This window comes from Mesorhizobium sp. CNPSo 4671, from assembly GCF_057784245.1.
Map to the genome: position 1 here is coordinate 632850 of NZ_JBWLUW010000003.1, position 15348 is coordinate 648197.

13 protein-coding genes and 2 tRNA genes are annotated in these 15348 nt (G+C 63.3%); 5 read left to right on the forward strand and 10 right to left on the reverse strand.

Annotated features, from left to right (window positions below):
* Positions 1 to 61: 61 nt before the first annotated feature.
* The 8 genes from AC04SF_RS11235 to AC04SF_RS11270 form a co-directional block, all read right to left on the reverse strand.
* Positions 62 to 1048, reverse strand: coding sequence for a lipid A biosynthesis lauroyl acyltransferase (locus AC04SF_RS11235; RefSeq protein WP_202350070.1), 987 nt, complete (start codon positions 1046 to 1048; stop codon positions 62 to 64).
* 13 nt (positions 1049 to 1061) lie between these two features.
* On the reverse strand, positions 1062 to 2090 hold the full coding sequence (locus AC04SF_RS11240) for a zinc-binding dehydrogenase (RefSeq protein WP_096446922.1): 1029 nt from the start codon (positions 2088 to 2090) through the stop codon (positions 1062 to 1064).
* 37 nt (positions 2091 to 2127) lie between these two features.
* A complete protein-coding gene (locus tag AC04SF_RS11245) occupies positions 2128 to 3405 on the reverse strand; it encodes a beta-ketoacyl-ACP synthase (protein WP_488477837.1) in 1278 nt (425 codons plus the stop codon).
* A 50-nt stretch (positions 3406 to 3455) separates the two neighbouring features.
* Positions 3456 to 4646 (reverse strand): beta-ketoacyl-ACP synthase, encoded by a 1191-nt coding sequence (locus AC04SF_RS11250; protein WP_488477838.1) that lies wholly within the window; start codon positions 4644 to 4646, stop codon positions 3456 to 3458.
* A gap of 56 nt (positions 4647 to 4702) precedes the next feature.
* Positions 4703 to 4984 carry an acyl carrier protein gene (locus AC04SF_RS11255; protein ID WP_010909964.1) on the reverse strand — a complete coding sequence of 94 codons (282 nt, stop codon included), beginning with the start codon at positions 4982 to 4984 and terminating at the stop codon, positions 4703 to 4705.
* A gap of 233 nt (positions 4985 to 5217) precedes the next feature.
* Positions 5218 to 6360, reverse strand: coding sequence for a slipin family protein (locus AC04SF_RS11260; RefSeq protein WP_488477839.1), 1143 nt, complete (start codon positions 6358 to 6360; stop codon positions 5218 to 5220).
* 362 nt (positions 6361 to 6722) lie between these two features.
* Positions 6723 to 6791, reverse strand: a tRNA-Leu gene (locus tag AC04SF_RS11265).
* 2 nt (positions 6792 to 6793) lie between these two features.
* Positions 6794 to 6869 (reverse strand) — tRNA-OTHER (locus AC04SF_RS11270).
* A gap of 245 nt (positions 6870 to 7114) precedes the next feature.
* On the opposite strand from AC04SF_RS11270, the gene AC04SF_RS11275 reads away from it, so the two are divergent.
* Together AC04SF_RS11275 and AC04SF_RS11280 are read left to right on the forward strand one after the other, a co-directional pair.
* A complete protein-coding gene (locus tag AC04SF_RS11275; RefSeq protein ID WP_488477840.1) occupies positions 7115 to 7366 on the forward strand; it encodes a hypothetical protein in 252 nt (83 codons plus the stop codon).
* Between the two features lie 17 nt (positions 7367 to 7383).
* Positions 7384 to 7851 carry a hypothetical protein gene (locus AC04SF_RS11280; protein WP_488477841.1) on the forward strand — a complete coding sequence of 156 codons (468 nt, stop codon included), beginning with the start codon at positions 7384 to 7386 and terminating at the stop codon, positions 7849 to 7851.
* On the opposite strand, the gene AC04SF_RS11285 is transcribed toward AC04SF_RS11280, so the two are convergent.
* The gene (locus AC04SF_RS11285; RefSeq protein ID WP_488477842.1) at positions 7848 to 8396 is read right to left on the reverse strand and encodes a histidine phosphatase family protein; all 549 of its coding nucleotides are present in this window, start codon (positions 8394 to 8396) and stop codon (positions 7848 to 7850) included. The two genes, AC04SF_RS11280 and AC04SF_RS11285, sit on opposite strands and share 4 nt — an antisense overlap.
* Before the next feature lie 99 nt (positions 8397 to 8495).
* Complete coding sequence (locus tag AC04SF_RS11290; RefSeq protein ID WP_488477843.1) at positions 8496 to 11516, reverse strand: caspase family protein; 3021 nt, start codon at positions 11514 to 11516, stop codon at positions 8496 to 8498.
* A 112-nt stretch (positions 11517 to 11628) separates the two neighbouring features.
* Between AC04SF_RS11290 and AC04SF_RS11295 the strand changes: the two genes are divergently transcribed.
* The 3 genes from AC04SF_RS11295 (at position 11629) to AC04SF_RS11305 (ending at position 15348) form a co-directional block, all read left to right on the forward strand.
* Entirely contained in the window at positions 11629 to 12579 is a 951-nt protein-coding gene (locus AC04SF_RS11295) for an AEC family transporter (RefSeq protein ID WP_488477844.1), read from the forward strand.
* Positions 12580 to 12777: 198 nt separating this feature from the next.
* Positions 12778 to 14235 carry an NAD-dependent succinate-semialdehyde dehydrogenase gene (locus AC04SF_RS11300; protein WP_488477845.1) on the forward strand — a complete coding sequence of 486 codons (1458 nt, stop codon included), beginning with the start codon at positions 12778 to 12780 and terminating at the stop codon, positions 14233 to 14235.
* A gap of 90 nt (positions 14236 to 14325) precedes the next feature.
* The gene (locus tag AC04SF_RS11305) at positions 14326 to 15348 is read left to right on the forward strand and encodes an aldose epimerase family protein (RefSeq protein ID WP_488477846.1); all 1023 of its coding nucleotides are present in this window, start codon (positions 14326 to 14328) and stop codon (positions 15346 to 15348) included.

Consider the following 15348-nt stretch of genomic DNA (forward strand, 5'->3'; position numbering starts at 1 on the left):
GCAATGTTACGAATGTCTGGATTGTGGGCCCATGAGTGCCGGAGAGGGCCAAGGAAGGTGTTCAGCTGCTCGCGGCGGGCGCCTTTGCTTGCGGTCGCTTCTTGCGCCGCCAGTTGCTGATCTCCCACCTCTTATGGAACCACATCCACTGGCCGGGATCCTCGCGCACCCAGCGCTCGACCACGTCGTTCAGCATCTGGGTGGTGGCGTGGACGTCGACGCTGCCGTCAGCGGTGCGCGGCAAGACCAGTTTGTCCTCGATCTCGAGCCGGAAGCGGTTGCCTGGCAATCTGATGCAACGCGCCGGATAGACGTCGCAGTCATAGTGGCGGGCAAGGGTGCCGAGCACCCGGTTGCTTTGGCAGGGGCGGCCGAAGAAGGTCGTGTCGAGACCGTTGGAGAATTTCTGGTCGACAAGGACACCGATATTGCCGCCGTTTTCCAACACAGACGCCAGGGCAAACGAGGCTCCCGCCATCGACGGCAGTAGCGCCCCCATGGTCGAGCGCCGCGTCGAAAGGATGTAGTCGGCGAGGTATGGGTTGTTGGGCGGGCGAAACAGCGCCGTGATGTTCATGCCGAAAGTGGCCGCCGCCACCGGCAGCAGCTCGAAATTGCCGAGATGGCCGGTGAAGACGATGTGCGGCTGCTTCTCCGCGGCGATCTCGACGAAATGTTCTACTCCCTTGACCTCGACGCGGCCGGGCTTGCTGGCGGCAGGGTCATAGTCGAACAGGGCGTCGAGGAAGATGTATTCGGCGGCGAGGCGGGCCATGTTGCCCCACATGTCGGAGGCGATGGCCTGGATTTCGTCCTCGCTCTTTTCCGGATAGGCCTTGCGCAGATTGTCGATAGCGACCTGATGGCGCCCGACCCGGGGGCCAATGAGGCGCGCGACCCGGTCGGCGAAATTCAATGCGCTGTCGACCGGCAGCAGGCGCAGCACCGAAAGGATGATCATCGCCGCACGCGCAACCAGCCAGTAGTTCGCCTGGCGCAACTGCCGGCCGTAGCGAAATCTGAGGTCGCGGCGAAACTTCTTGAGCACCGAGGTCAAGACCCTAGGCGACGCGCAGGATAATCTTGCCGAAGACGTCGCGGCCTTCCATGCGCTTCAGCGCGGCGTCGATATCGTCGAATCCGACCTCGGTGTCGATGACCGGTGCGACCTGTCCCGCCGCCATTTTCTGCATGGCGTTGGCCATGTTCTCCATGCGGCAGCCGAAGGATCCGAGCAACTTCAGTTGCTGCTGGAACAGCTGCATCAAATTGATCTGCGTCGACACGCCGGAGGTCGAGCCGCAGGTTACCAGGCGGCCGCCGCGCTTCAGGCACAGCATCGAGCCGGCAAAGGTGTCGGCGCCGACATGTTCGAACACGACATCAACGCCCTTCTTCTTCGTCAGCTTGCGCACGACGCCTTCGAAGCGGTCGTCGCGATAGTTGATGACATGGTCGGCACCGAGCGCCCTGGCCTTGTCGATCTTGTCATTCGAGCCGACCGTGGTGATGATGGTGCAACCCATCCGCTTGGCCAGCTGAATGGCGGCCGAGCCGATGCCGGAGCCGCCGGCATGGACGAGGATGGTTTCGCCCGGCTGAAGCCTGGCGTTGTCGAACAGCATGTGCTCGACCGTGCCGAAGGTGACAGGCGCCACCGCGGCGCCAATGTCGGTCACGCCGGGTGGGGCGGGGACCAGCAGGCGCGCGGGCAGGTTGATCTTTTCCTGCGCGAAGCCGTCGAGATGGAAACCGTGAACGCCGGAAACATGTTCGCACAGGTTGTCGCGGCCTTCGCGGCAGGCGCGACAAAGGCCGCAGGTGCGCGCGCCATAGATCGACACCAATTGTCCGGGCAGCAGGCTGGAAACGCCAGGGCCGACCGCTTCGACCTCGCCGGAGGCTTCAGCGCCGACGACCAGCGGCAGCTTGCGCTTAGCGAAGGCCATGCCGCGCCAACCCCAGACATCGATGTGGTTCAGCGCCACCGCCTTGATGCGCAGCGTGACTTCGCCGAGTGCGGGTGGCGGCGGGGGCGGCAGGTCCACCGTTTCAAGACGGCGGTCCTCGATAAGTTGGAGTGCGCGCATAAAGCCTGTCGGTTCTGTTTGAGCGGAAGGGGCTCGATTAGACCGGTTCCCGCGCCATGACAAGGCAAGTGTTCTGGCCGCCGAAGCCGAAGGAGTTCGACAGAACGCTGCGAACCTCGGCATTGCGCTTCTTGTTGGGCACTACGTCGAGCACAATCGCCGGGTCGGGATTGTCGTAGTTGATGGTCGGCGGAATGACGCTTTCGCGCATCGTCATCAGCGAAAACGCCGCCTCGACAGCGCCGGCCGCGGACAGTGTATGGCCGATCATCGACTTGTTCGACGAGACCGGCATCGAGCCAATCCGCTCTCCGAACACGGTCGACAGCGCCAGATGCTCCATCTTGTCGTTCTCGGGGGTCGACGTGCCATGGGCGTTGACATAGTCAATCTCGTCTTCACTCAGGCCGGCATCGGCGAGGGCGGCGCGAACCGCGGCGATGGCGGGCGAAGCGTCCGGCTTCGAGCGGGTGCGGTGGAAGTCGTCGGCCTTCTCGCCGCAACCGCTGAGGACGCCAAGAATGGTCGCGCCGCGAGCCAATGCCGCCTCAAGCGATTCCAACACCAGCGCCCCGGATCCCTCGGCCAATACGAAGCCGTCGCGATCCTTGGAGAAAGGCTTCGATGCCTTTTCGGGAATGTCGTTATGCGTGGAGAGCGCCGAAAGCAATGAGAAGCGGATCAATGCCTCGGCGGTGGCAGAACCGTCCGCGCCAATCGATAGCGCGCGGTCGCATTCGCCGCGTCGGATCGCCTCGACACCGAGCTGGATCGCGGTAGCACCTGAAGCGCAAGCCGTCGACAGGGTGATCGGCAGACCGCGCGTGCCAAGGCGGTCGGCAAGGCGGTCGGCGATCGAACCGAACTGGGTGGTCTCGAAAATATCCAGCTCTTTCAAGCTACGCGCCACCCGAAGCAGTCTTTCGGCGGCGGTGTCATCCTTGTCCTTGTCAGAATTATAGAGCGAGAAGCGCTCGACCCAATCGAGTTCGACCGGCGGCGATGCGAGGAAAAGCGGTCCGCCGAAGTCGCTGGAATCAAGACCGGATTCGGTCACCGCTTCGAGGCCCGCAAGCTCGGCCAGCTCATAGGTGAGCGGGCTGGCACCTTTCGAACTCGACGGCAGGAAATCGACCATGCCGGAGATGCGGGTGTTCAGTTGATCGATGGGAAAGCGGGTGATCGGGTGGATGCCCGACTTGCCGGAGGTCAATGCCGCCCAATTGTCGGTCTTGCCGACGCCAAGCGAGGTGACCACGCCGATGCCGGTGACGGCGACGATTGGCCTGCCCATGTGATCGTTCAGATTGGCCATCCGGGAGCCCTCGAGCGTTTATCGTTGCAGCATGGACCGCGAGCGCCGCGTTACGCGGCGTTGACCAGCGCCATGCCCTCGAATTGGTGATAGCCGATCGCCGTTGCAAGGACGCTTGCGGGAATGCCTTCAAACGGCTTCTCGGCTGCGGCATCGAAAACAGGGTAAGCGGCCTTGCGGTCGACGGCGAGTGCCGCCAGCGCCACCGCGAAAGGAAACTGTGCTTCCTTCATGTGTCCGGTCAGTGTCGAGAAGCCGCGCGCGGCGATCCCCGGATTGGCGTCGAGCGCTGCCTTCTCGGCGGTGGTTGCGGCATGCGCACCTGACGCCCCAGACAGGGCAAGCAGCTTGCCGTTCGGCAGCGCGGCCTGGCCAAGCAGCGCGGCGATCTCGGCATCGAGCTCTCCGCGTGGCCGCCTGGCGCGGCCTGAGACGACCGGGCCGAGTTCGGCATAAATCTTGCGCCCGCGGCTTGTCGCGTGTTCGCGCTGCTCAAGCACCAGGAAGGCACCGCCGGATCCAGTGATGATGCCGCCGCCCTCGGCGCCCTGTCTTTGCCACACAGGTTTCCAGGGGCCGCGATGCAAATAGCCGGCAAGCTCGTAACCGAGCAGCATGTCGGAATGTTCGGTCTGGAAGGCGCCACCGACCAGGATGTGCGTCGACTGGCCGGAGCGGATGCGCGCGGCGGCCGTTTCGACGGCGGCGACGCCGGCACCTTCCTCGCCCATGAAGGTGCGCGAGGAGCCCGTCACCTTGTGGACGATGGAGATGTTGCCGGCGAGCAGGTTGGAAAGCTGGGCCAGGAACAAGGTTGGCCGCAATTCGGTGGTCAGCTTCTCGTTGAGCAGCACATCGCGGTCGTTACGGCTTTCCGAAGCGGCGAGGATGGCGGCGTCGACCGCCTCGTCGCGCTCGCCGCCGCCGGCGGCCACCACCATGTCCATGGTCGTGCAGAGCTCGTCATTGCCCTTGATGCCGGCATCGTCCAGCGCAAGGCCGGCGGCATAGGTGCCGAGTCGCTGCCATGTCTCCATCTGCCGCTGGTCGCCGCGCTTGGCGATCTGCAGGTTCCAGTCGATCTCCGGCAGCGGATGAACGGTATAAGGCGCGAAGCGCGCGGCTTCGAGCACCGGCTGCAGGCCCGGTTGCGCGAGCTTCTGCCAGTGGGCGTCAGGGCCTTCTCCCAGCGAGGAGACAAGGCCGATACCAGTGATGACGACGTCGCGGGGGCTACTCATGGGCGGCTTTGTGGGTCAGGCGGCAAAGCGCGTCAAGGTCGCGCGCTCAGGTGACGTCAGGCGGTCTTGGCGGCGACCAGCGCGTCGATCTTGGCGCACAGGTTCTTCATGACGAAATAGTCGTCGGTCGAAGCCTTGCCGTCATTGACTTCCTGGGTCCACTTTTCCAACGGCACCTTGATGCCGAATTCCTTGTCGATGGCAAAGACGATGTCGAGGAAATCGAGGCTGTCGATGCCGAGATCGTCGATCGTGTGACTCTCGGGTGTGATGGTGTCGATATCGATCTCGCTGGTGTCGGCAATGATCTTGGCGACTTTGTCGAACGTGGTGGACAAGGGCTTTTCCTTCTTTGCGGGCGGAATCTGTCCGCATCTTGTTTGGGCGCTGTCTAATCGGTTTTTCCCGGCAGGAAAAGGCCTGATAGTCCGGGCGCAGATGGGAAGCGTGCCCAAGAAACGCAAGAAGGGCCGCCGGTCAAGTCGGCGGCCCTTCCCATTACGTCAGGTTAGTCTTTGTTTCGATGCATGTCGTTTTCCCAAAACCGGGAACCACTTTTGGGCGACATGCATCAGCTCTCGCGGAGCTTGACCAGGTCGTTCAGCAGTCCGCCCGTTCCGTTGTGGACGGTCAGCCGCTCGACCTTGCCGGCGATGGTTTCCAGAGCCTCGAGCTCCTTCAGCCGCAGCATCACCGGGTTCTCCGCCATCACCCTGGCCGTGTTGAGGAGGGAACGCGTGGCGTTCGTCTCCTCGCGGCGGCGGATGACATTGGCCTCGGCCTGCTTTTCGGCCGACACCACCTGGTTGAGGATCTCGCGCATCTCGCCCGGCAGGATGACATCCTTGAGCGTGATATCGCTGACCTCGACGCCGATCTCGGCCATGTCGGCACGGACCTTGGCAGCGGCTTCCTCGTCGACCGTCACCTTCTTTTCAAGGATCTGGTCAAGCGTCAGCCCGCCAAGCGTCTTGCGGAAGGCGTACTGGAGGGCGCGGTAGAGGGCCTCGGAGAAGTCCTTCACAGCGCTCACCGCCTTGACCGGGTCGACGACCCGGTATTCGGCGGCGATGTTGACGCGGATCGTGACGCGATCCTTGGTCAGCACTTCCTGCCCGGCGACGTCGAGCGACTGGCGCTTGAGGTCGACGACCTTCACCTGCACCATGCGTCCGACGTTCCAGAAGCCATGCACGCCCGCGGCAAGCGTCCGCACCAGGACACCGTCGACGAACAGCAGTCCGGCCTGGCCGTCGACGACCGGATGGACCGACATCAACTCCGCCTTCCGGGCCTGGCCGAGCCGGCGCATGACCGCCGGATCGATGGCGAGATCCTCCGACGTGTCGACCGTCGTCACCGTCCACGGGCCGGCATCCGTCCACAGAACCAGCTTGCGGTCCGGCGCCAGAACGGCGTGCAGGTTTCCGTCACGCTCGATGATGGCGACATCCGTGCGCCCGGTGCGAACGACGGTGAAATGACGCGCGGCCACATCCGGGAGCTTGTCGAACAACGCCTTCTCGTACGCCGAAACGAATTCCGGGTTCTTCAAATCGTGCCGAGACACTTCGAGGCTGCCGCGCCGGTTGGCGAGCCAATGCTCGCCGGGCAACAGGACAGCCTTGATCTCACCCTTGTGGAGGGTGAGGGCACGTTCGTTTTCCTTTACGAGGACGCGCTCGCGTCCAAGAACCTTATCGAGAATGGTCATTGTCATACTCCTGTCGGGCATGGCCCCATGCGAGGCGTCACGTCATGCGTCGATCTTCCCTTCGTTGCTCGTTTCACGTCGTCACAGTCCGGGCACGAATGATCCGGGGACCGGTGGCATCAACCCATGGCGGGCCTTCGGGAGCGGATCGCGGGGCAGTGAAGCGGGCTCGGCAAGCCTTGGCCTGCCTTGCCGGCGACGCTGCGCCTTGACCATCACCGCGGGCCTGGCCGCGAGCCGATGGCGTCGGACCTTTCGATACGGCCTTGGCCCTAAGGCTTCGGCCGTCCGTCAGGTCTTCAGCATTCCAGTCCCCGGACCGTTTTTCAGATAACACCGTGGCAGGGTGCTGGCTTATCAGGCCAATGGAGAAGGATTCGAACCTTCGACAATCAGAACCTAAATCTGATGCTCTACCAAACTGAGCTATCCGTGGCGCAGACAGCAGGATTCGAACCTGCGACCTCCGGATCCAAATCCGGCGCTCTACCAGACTGAGCTACATCCGCGATCCCAATCCCCAAAGTGGCGCCGTATACAGAGCGGCAAAGCCGCCTGCACGGGCGGAGACGAAAGCTCCAACCGTTGTGCTCGCTTCGGTTTTCGTGACCGGGTGCGCGCCTATAGCCCCTGCGACGGGTTGTCGCAAGCGGCATTGTCGCGGCGAATTTGCGGCTTCTTTCGGTGGTGGCATTTCCGCAACATAAGGGGCAATCTAGTTGATCGTACCAATGTACCATGGTAGGAACAGGGTATGAACATCGAGCGTGTACAGACTGGCGTGCGCCTGGAAAAGCGGTTGGTGAAGGTGCTCAAGGCCCTAGCCGAGCATCGCGACATGAGCCTTGGCGATCTCATCGAAGGCATCGTGCTACATGCTTTCGAGGGGCAAACGCCGTTTTCCCCGGAGACGCTCGAAACAATCAGCCAATTGAAACGCATCTACGGGCTGGAGCTTGGCGCTGCGGACAGCCACCGTCTGGCGGAAGCGCCATCCTCGGACTGAATGGAAAGGGAAGGCGGATGACGAGCCATCTTGAGCGCAGCCACAGCATCGTGCTTTCCGGGCCGGTCGATCGTGTCTTTCCGCTGTTCACGCCGATCGGCGAGACCTTGTGGGTGGATGACTGGGAACCGGAATTTCTGCATCCAAAAAGCGGAGAGACGCGGCAAGGCATGGTCTTCCGAACCGTCCACGGCGACGAGACAACGCTCTGGGCCTGCGCCGAGTGGGATCCAACCGCGCATCGTGCCCGCTATGTCAGGGTCACGCCGGACTCGCGTTTCGGATTTGTCGACGTGGCCTGCCGTTCGGCGGCCGACGGCGGCACCGAAGCATCGATTGCCTATACGTTCACGGCTCTGAACGTGGCGGGAGAATCCTATCTCTCTGATCTGACGGAGGATGCGTTCGCGCAGATGATCGAGACGTGGAAAGTCCGCATCGATGCGTGGCTGCTCACCGAGGCGTCAACTGGCTCTGGTCATTAGAAGGTGACGCGGCCGAGCACGCGCAGACTGTCGCCCTGCGGCTCGACGACCACGGCTTCGCCTTCGCGCGGCGACACGCCGGTTAGGGCCACGATGTCTTCCAGATGGGTGACCATGACCAGATTGTCGGAGCCGGAGTAGGCGCGGATTTCCTTCATGATGGCGGCGATCTGCGCTGCCTTCTGCGCATCGTCGCCCTTCGGTAGATCAAGCGGCGCAAACAGCTCCGGTTCGGCCTCGAAGGCGATGCGCGCGGTGTCGAGGCAGCGGCAGTAGCGGCTGGACAGCACGCGCTCGATCGGGGCGGCGCGGGCGGCGAACAAGGCGCCGATCTTGCTCGCCTGCTGCTTGCCGCGCGCCGACAGGTTCATCTGGGTGGTGCAGCTGTCGATGTCGAAATTGGCCGGATCGGCGGTTCCGGTGACCATGGCATGGCGCAGCAACACCACATGGCCGCCATCGCGCAGCAGCGCCCAGCCGGCGTCCGTGGCATGGGCCGCGACCGGAATGACGAGCAGGAGCAGAGCCAGGGCAAATCGGATCATCGCAGTCCTTCCAGGGGCCCGACATCGGGTTCCGGTCATCCGCATATAGGGATCGGAACGCCGGCACAAAGACAAGCGGGCGTTGCAGACGTCCCAGCCTCACTTTTTGGCGATTTGCTTTTTCACCAGATCGATCTTCTGGTCGGTAAGCGGGATGGGAATGGTGTAGCCGGCTTCGGTAAAACCCTGCTTGGCGTTCTCGAAGAACTCGATAGCCCTGAGATATTCCGGCTTGCCGCCGCCATAGGTGGCACGGTTCCAGTGGATGTCGCCAAGATTGTTCTGTTCGAAGGCCCATTGCAGGGGCTGGCTTTCCCTGGTGAACACTTTCACGGTTGCCGTGAAAGCCGCTTCGGCCTCGTCGAGATATTTGCCGGTTCGTTCGAGATTGCCGAGGTTGAGCAGGCTCATGCCGATGCCGTTCTGGGCGTTGGCCCAGTCGACCGGTGCTGTCTCGATGGTCAGCACTTCGAGGGCCGCCCGACGGGCTGCGATCGAATCCCGCAGGATTTTCGGATCGGCATTGCTCATGCTCAGCCAGTGCAGCGTCGAGCCGAGACCGGCCTGGGCCAGCGCCCATTGCCGCGGATTGGTCTCGCGCTTGTACTCGCGCAACGCATTGCCGTAGGCGTCGACCGCCTCGTTGTAGTGCTCGGGTTTGTCCGTCACGCCGCCAAGCAACTGCAGCGTGTTGCCGAGATTGTAGTAGCTCATGGCCCAATCCTGCGGGAATTTCCGCCTGACATAGACCTGCCGCGCCGCCTGGAAGGCTGCCGCCGACTGCTCCAGCTTGGCCGCGTCACGGGTGCGCTGGCCAAGCGTCTGGTAGATCGAGCCGAGATTGTTCTGGGCGGATGCCCAATCCATCGGGAAGCGCTGCCGGGTAAACACTGTCAGTGCATCATCATAGGCCGCGGCGGCCTCTTCGAGCGTATCCGTGCCCATGTCGAAACGAGCAACGCCACTCAGCGCATTGCCGAGGTTGAGCCGGCTGGTCGCCCAGGACACCGGGAAGGTCTCGCGGGTTCGCACCTTCAGTGCTGCGCGGAAGGCATCGGCCGCCTCGTTGATCTTGGCCTCGTCGTTGAGTTGGATGCCAAGCGTCACCAGCGTGTTGCCAAGATTGTTCTCGACCATTGCCCATTCCACGGGGGCTTTCTCGCGCGTGTATTCCTCGAGCGCCAGCCGGTATGCGGCTTCCGCGTCCTTCAGGTGCTCGCCGGCGGGTTCACGCTCGGAGAGCGCATAGAGGGCCAGGCCGAGATTGTTCTGCGAAGCGGCCCAGTCGCGCGGGAGCTTGTCACGCGGGCGCTTTTCCAACGCGGCACGCATCGCCGCCACCGCCTCTTTGAGCCGCTTCGGGTCGCTTTCTCGTTCGCCGATCTTCAAAAGGACGTTGGCGAGATTGTTCTGAGCGGCAGCCCAATTGGGGTCGTCCCTCTCGCGCTCGAAGACGACGAGTGAATCGCGAAAGATCTGCGCGGCCTCTTCAAGATGCGCGGTCTCGGTCTCGCGCTCGCCGATGGTCTGGAGCACCACCGCCATGTTGTTGCGGGTGATGGCCCAGTCGCGATTCTGCTCGCCATTGGGAATGAAGTTCAGGATGACGTGATAGGCCTCGATCGCGTGCTGGAGTGCATCGAGATCGCCGGTGGCGTAGCCGTAAGAGTTGAGTGCCTCGGCTTCCTGGTTCTTGTAATTCCAGCGCAGCTTGTCGTCCCATTTCTCGATCAGCGAGAAGGACTTGGCATAGTCGTTGGCGGCGGATTTGTAGTCGAATACCAGCGCGGCGGCGTCGGCGCGCTTGGCATAGATGGCGGCGTCAGCAATGCGTTTCTGCCGGACCAAGGCCTCGGCCTCGTCAACCGCACCGCTGTTCTGCTCGACCCTGCCGACCGCTTCGTCGAGGAATTTGCGTGCCGTCACCATGGCGCCCTGGCCGATGGCCTTGTCGGCGGACGCGACCAGGCGCTTGATCTCCGGATCGTCGGTGCGCAGTGCGGCGCGTTCCGACATCATCTTCTTCAGGCGCTCGGCCTGGGCGCCAAGCACCTTCTGCAGGTCGGTCGGATCCTCGGGGATCTTGTCCGTGCCGAGCGCCCTCAGCACGCCATAGAGCGCGTCGAGCGGCACGCCATCCTGCAGCGAGGCCAGTTCCACCTGCGCCCGCTTCGGGTCGGGCAGGTCGGAAATCGTCAAAAGCAGCTGCCGCCTTTCGCCAGTGATCAAGCCATCGTCACCGGTCGGCTCCGGCGGCGCGACGCCGAAATAGAGCAGCCGGCGCAGGCTTTCATTGACCCAAGGGCGCTGCTTGGCCTTGGTGTCGAGATAGACTTCCTCCGTCACCATGCGCATGACCGAGCCGAACTCCGTGCCTTTCATCGCCGCGAGGTGGCGCAGCAGGGCGGCCGCGTAGGGGCTGTTTTCGCCGGCGGCACCATCGAGCGCCGGGCGACCCGGTTCGGCTGCGAAGCCGACCACGGTGCCGAGGCTCGCATCTTGCGCCGACGCATCGGCGAGGGCCCTGGCGCCACGCACCGGTTCAAGCCCGCCGGCGCCGATCGGCTCGGCGGAAGCGGTGGGCGCCCGGCGCACCACCGCGTCCGCCGGGAACGGATTGGTGCGGCAGGCATCGAGCAGCACGATCGTCACCGGCACGGTCTTCTTCAACTCATCCATGACGGCGGAAATCGGCACCAGCGCGCTGTTGGCATCCTTCAGCGACGAGACATCGGCATCGACCGGAACCAGATAGTTCTCGCCGCCGGCCTCGATGCCGTGGCCGGAGTAATAGATGAAGGCGACATCGGCGCCCTCGGCATCCTCGACGAAGCGTTCGAGGTCGCGCTTCAGCTTGGCGGCGTCGCGATCGGTGACGTTGCGGGCGTCGAAGCCGAGGTCGGTCAGCATCTTGGCCATGTCGCGGGCGTCATTGGCCGGGTTGGGCAGGGCGGCGATGTGCTGGTAATTCGACTGGCCGATGATCAGCGCCACGCCCTTGAGGCTCTTCGTCTCGGCAAAAGCAAGCGCCGTCGCGGCAAGACAAAGCAGCGCGGCGACGAAAGCCGTCAGCCACATCCGTGCTAGAAAATTGCGTTCCGAGGTTTCGACAAAGGTCATTTGTCGTTGGTGTCCCGCCCTGATACTCCAAACCCTCTATAACTCTGCCAGCATAGCATGATCAAATTCGGGCGTGATTGCGCCGCGCGCGTGGCTCGCCTATCCCTGAAAAATGTCTCCGCTTACAGAAACCGTCCTATTCGTCTTCAGCCTCGTGGCACTCGGCTATCTCGCCGGGCTTACAGGCTATCTCAGGCCGGCGAGCGGCGAGGGGATATCTGACTTCGCGGTCTCGGTGGCGATGCCGCTGCTTCTGTTCCAGACGATGGTGAATGCCGATTTCCACGGCGTCGCACCTTGGCCGCTGTGGGGGGCTTATTTCACGGCGGTGGCGATCACCTGGGCCGCAGGCCATCTCGTTACCACGCGGATCTTCGGACGCGATGCCCGTGCCGGAGTCGTCGGCGGCGTGTCGTCGGCCTATTCCAATGTGGTGCTGCTCGGCGCTCCCTTCATTCTTGGCATATTCGGCCCAAGCGGTTTCGAAGTGCTGTCGCTGCTGGTCTCGGTGCATCTGCCGGTCATGATGATGGCCTCGATCGTGCTGTTCGAGATGTTCGGCCGCAGCGGTGGCGAACATGTCCATCCGTTGCGGGTGCTGCGCAGTTTCCTGCGGCGGCTGTTCATCAACCCGCTGATCATCGGCATTCTGCTCGGGCTGGCATGGCGGTTGAGCGGGGTGCCGCTGCCCGGCCTCGTCATGCGATTGGTCGATGCGCTGGCTGACACGGCAGGGCCGGTGGCGCTGTTTGCCATGGGGCTCAGCCTGCGCCGCTTCGGCGTTTCCGGCAATGTCCGGCCGGCGCTGGCGCTTTCGGCGCTGAAACTGTTCCTGATGCCGGCGCTGGTTCTTGCCTTTGTCTGGCTGCTCGGCCTGCCGCCGATGACGGCCAAGGTGGCGGTCGTGGTCGCGGCACTGCCGTCCGGCATCAATTCCTACCTTATCGCCGTGCAGTTTAACACCGGCCAGGCACTGGCATCGAACCAGATGACCATCGCCACCGCCTGCGCCGCCGTCACCACGGCCTTCTGGCTGACGGTGGTAGTTCATGTCTTTGGTTAGGTCTCGGCGTTTTAAACTAATTCACATGTGAAGGACTAGCCTTTGGCTGGCCCAACCCCTATATGCCATCTTGCGATTGCTTGCCGGCCTTGCCCTAGGTAAAGCAGTGGCTCCGGCGTGCCGGCTTCCGCCCACTACGCACGCTCATCGAAGAATTCACAGACCGGCCCGTCAGGGCACCGAAACGGAGGATAGACCATGCTTCAGAAAACCAGCCATTTCATGCGGCAGGCCAATCTCATCAATGGCGAATGGGTGCAGGCCGATAACGGCCAGACGGTCGACGTCAACAACCCCGCCACCGGCCTGAAGATCGGCACCGTGCCGAAGTCGGGCAAGGCCGAAACCCGCCGCGCCATCGAGGCCGCGGACGCCGCCTTCAAGTCGTGGCGCAAGACGACCGCGCTCGAGCGCTCGAAGCTGCTGCGCAAGCTGCATGACGCGATGATGGACAACCAGGATGTGCTGGCCGAACTCTTGACCATCGAGCAGGGCAAGTCGCTGTTCGAATCGAAGGGCGAGATCGGTTCGGCCGCGGCCTACATCCTGTGGTTCGCCGAGGAAGGCCGCCGCACCTATGGCGACGTCGTGCCGTCGCCGTGGGCGGACCGCCGCATCCTGGTGACCAAGGAGCCGGTCGGCGTCATCGCCGCCATCACGCCGTGGAATTTCCCGTCGTCGATGCTGGCCCGCAAGCTCGGTCCCGCACTTGCCGCCGGCTGCACCGCCGTGGTGAAGCCTGCCTCGCAGACGCCTTACTCGGGCTTGGCCTGGGGCGCGCTCGCCGAGGAAGTCGGCTTCCCCAAGGGCGTCGTCAACATCCTGACTGGATCGGCCAGCGAGATCGGCGACGAGATCTGCGCCAATCCGCTGGTGTCGAAGATCACCTTCACCGGATCGACCGAGGTCGGCAAGCTGCTCATCCAGAAGTCGTCGGTCACCGTGAAGAAAGTGTCGATGGAGTTGGGCGGCAACGCGCCGTTCATCGTCTTCGACGACGCCGACATTGAGCGGGCCGTCGCCGGCGCGATCACCGCCAAGTACCGCAATTCCGGCCAGACCTGCGTCTGCACCAACCGTTTCCTCGTCCAGGCCGGCGTCTATGACAAGTTCGTCGAGAAGCTCGCCGCGGCCAGCAACGGGTTGAAGGTTGGCTCCGGCCTCGAAGAGGGTGTGCAGCAGGGACCGCTGATCGACCAGAAGGCGGTCGAGAAGGTCGAGGAACTGATCGCCGACGCCACCTCAAAGGGCGGCAAGATCGTCGCCGGCGGCAAGCGTCATGCGCTCGGCGGTTCGTTCTTCCAGCCGACGGTCATCGCCGACGCCACGCCCAAGATGCGCTTCATGAAGGAAGAGATCTTTGGGCCGGTCGCTCCAGTGTTCAAGTTCGAGACCGAAGCGGAAGCAATAGCGCTCGCCAATGATACCGAATTCGGGCTCGCCTGCTATTTCTACACCGGCGATCTCGGCCGCGCCTTCCGCGTCATGGAAGGCCTGAAATACGGCATGGTCGGCGTCAATGAAGGCCTCATCACCACGCCGGAAGCGCCATTCGGCGGCGTCAAGGAATCAGGCCTCGGCAAGGAAGGCGGACATCAGGGCATCGAGGATTACCTCGATACCAAATATGTCTGTATCGGCGGCCTCGGCCTCTGATACCTTATCCCCAGGGTCGGCGGGCCTTGCTCGCCCGCCTTGGGTCGAGAAAACCAGCCGAATTCCTAGGATTAACTGACGTTTGCGGGCATGACGATGAAGGACGGCGAGGTTTTCGGCACGACGCAGGCGGGCGAGCCGGTGCGCCGCTTCACCATCAGGGGCGGCGGCCTCACCGCCAACATCATCGGCCTCGGCGCCATCATCCAGGATTTGCGCCTGACCGGCCATGATGCGCCGCTGGTGCTCGGCTACAACACTCTGCAAGCCTACGAAGCCGACAACGCCTTCTTCGGCGCGGTGGTTGGCCGCTATGCCAATCGCATCCGCGACGGCCGCTTTACCATTGGCGGCAACCGCTACCAGACCGAACAAAATTTCCTCGGCAGGCATACGCTGCATGGCGGCTCGCAGGGCTATTCGCACCGGCCATGGACGGTTTCGCTGCACGGCCGGGATTTCGTCACGCTGACGCTGCACGATCCCGATGGCGCGATGGGTTTTCCCGGCGCGCTCGACGTCACTTGCACCTACCGGCTGAAGATTCCCGGCGCGCTCAGCGTCGAACTGACGGCAACCTGCGAGGAGCCGACGCTGTGCAATCTCACCCAGCACTCCTATTTCAACCTCGATGATGGCGGCGCCGGCGACATTCTCGACCACAGGATGATGCTGAACGCCGGGGCCTATCTGCCTGTCGACAGCGATATGATCCCGACCGGCGTGGTCAAGCCGGTCGACGGCACGCCCTTCGATTTCCGCCAGGCGCGGCCGCTGCGCATGGAGACCGAAGGCGAACAACTGCCCTACGATCAGAATTTCTGTCTCGCCTCGGCGCGTGGACCGCTCCGGCAAGCGGCATGGACACAAGGGGCGAGCTCCGGCGTCGAGATGGAGGTCTGGACCACCGAGCCCGGCGTCCAGCTTTACACCGGTCAGTATGTGACGCCGCGCAAAGGGCTTGAAGGCCGGGACTACAAGGCATTTTCCGCCTTCTGCCTGGAGCCGCAAATATGGCCGGATGCACCGAACCGGCCGTATTTCCCGCAGGCGACGCTGTGGCCGGGCGCGATTTATCACCACGTGACGGAATATCGTTTCCGCCTGCCATAG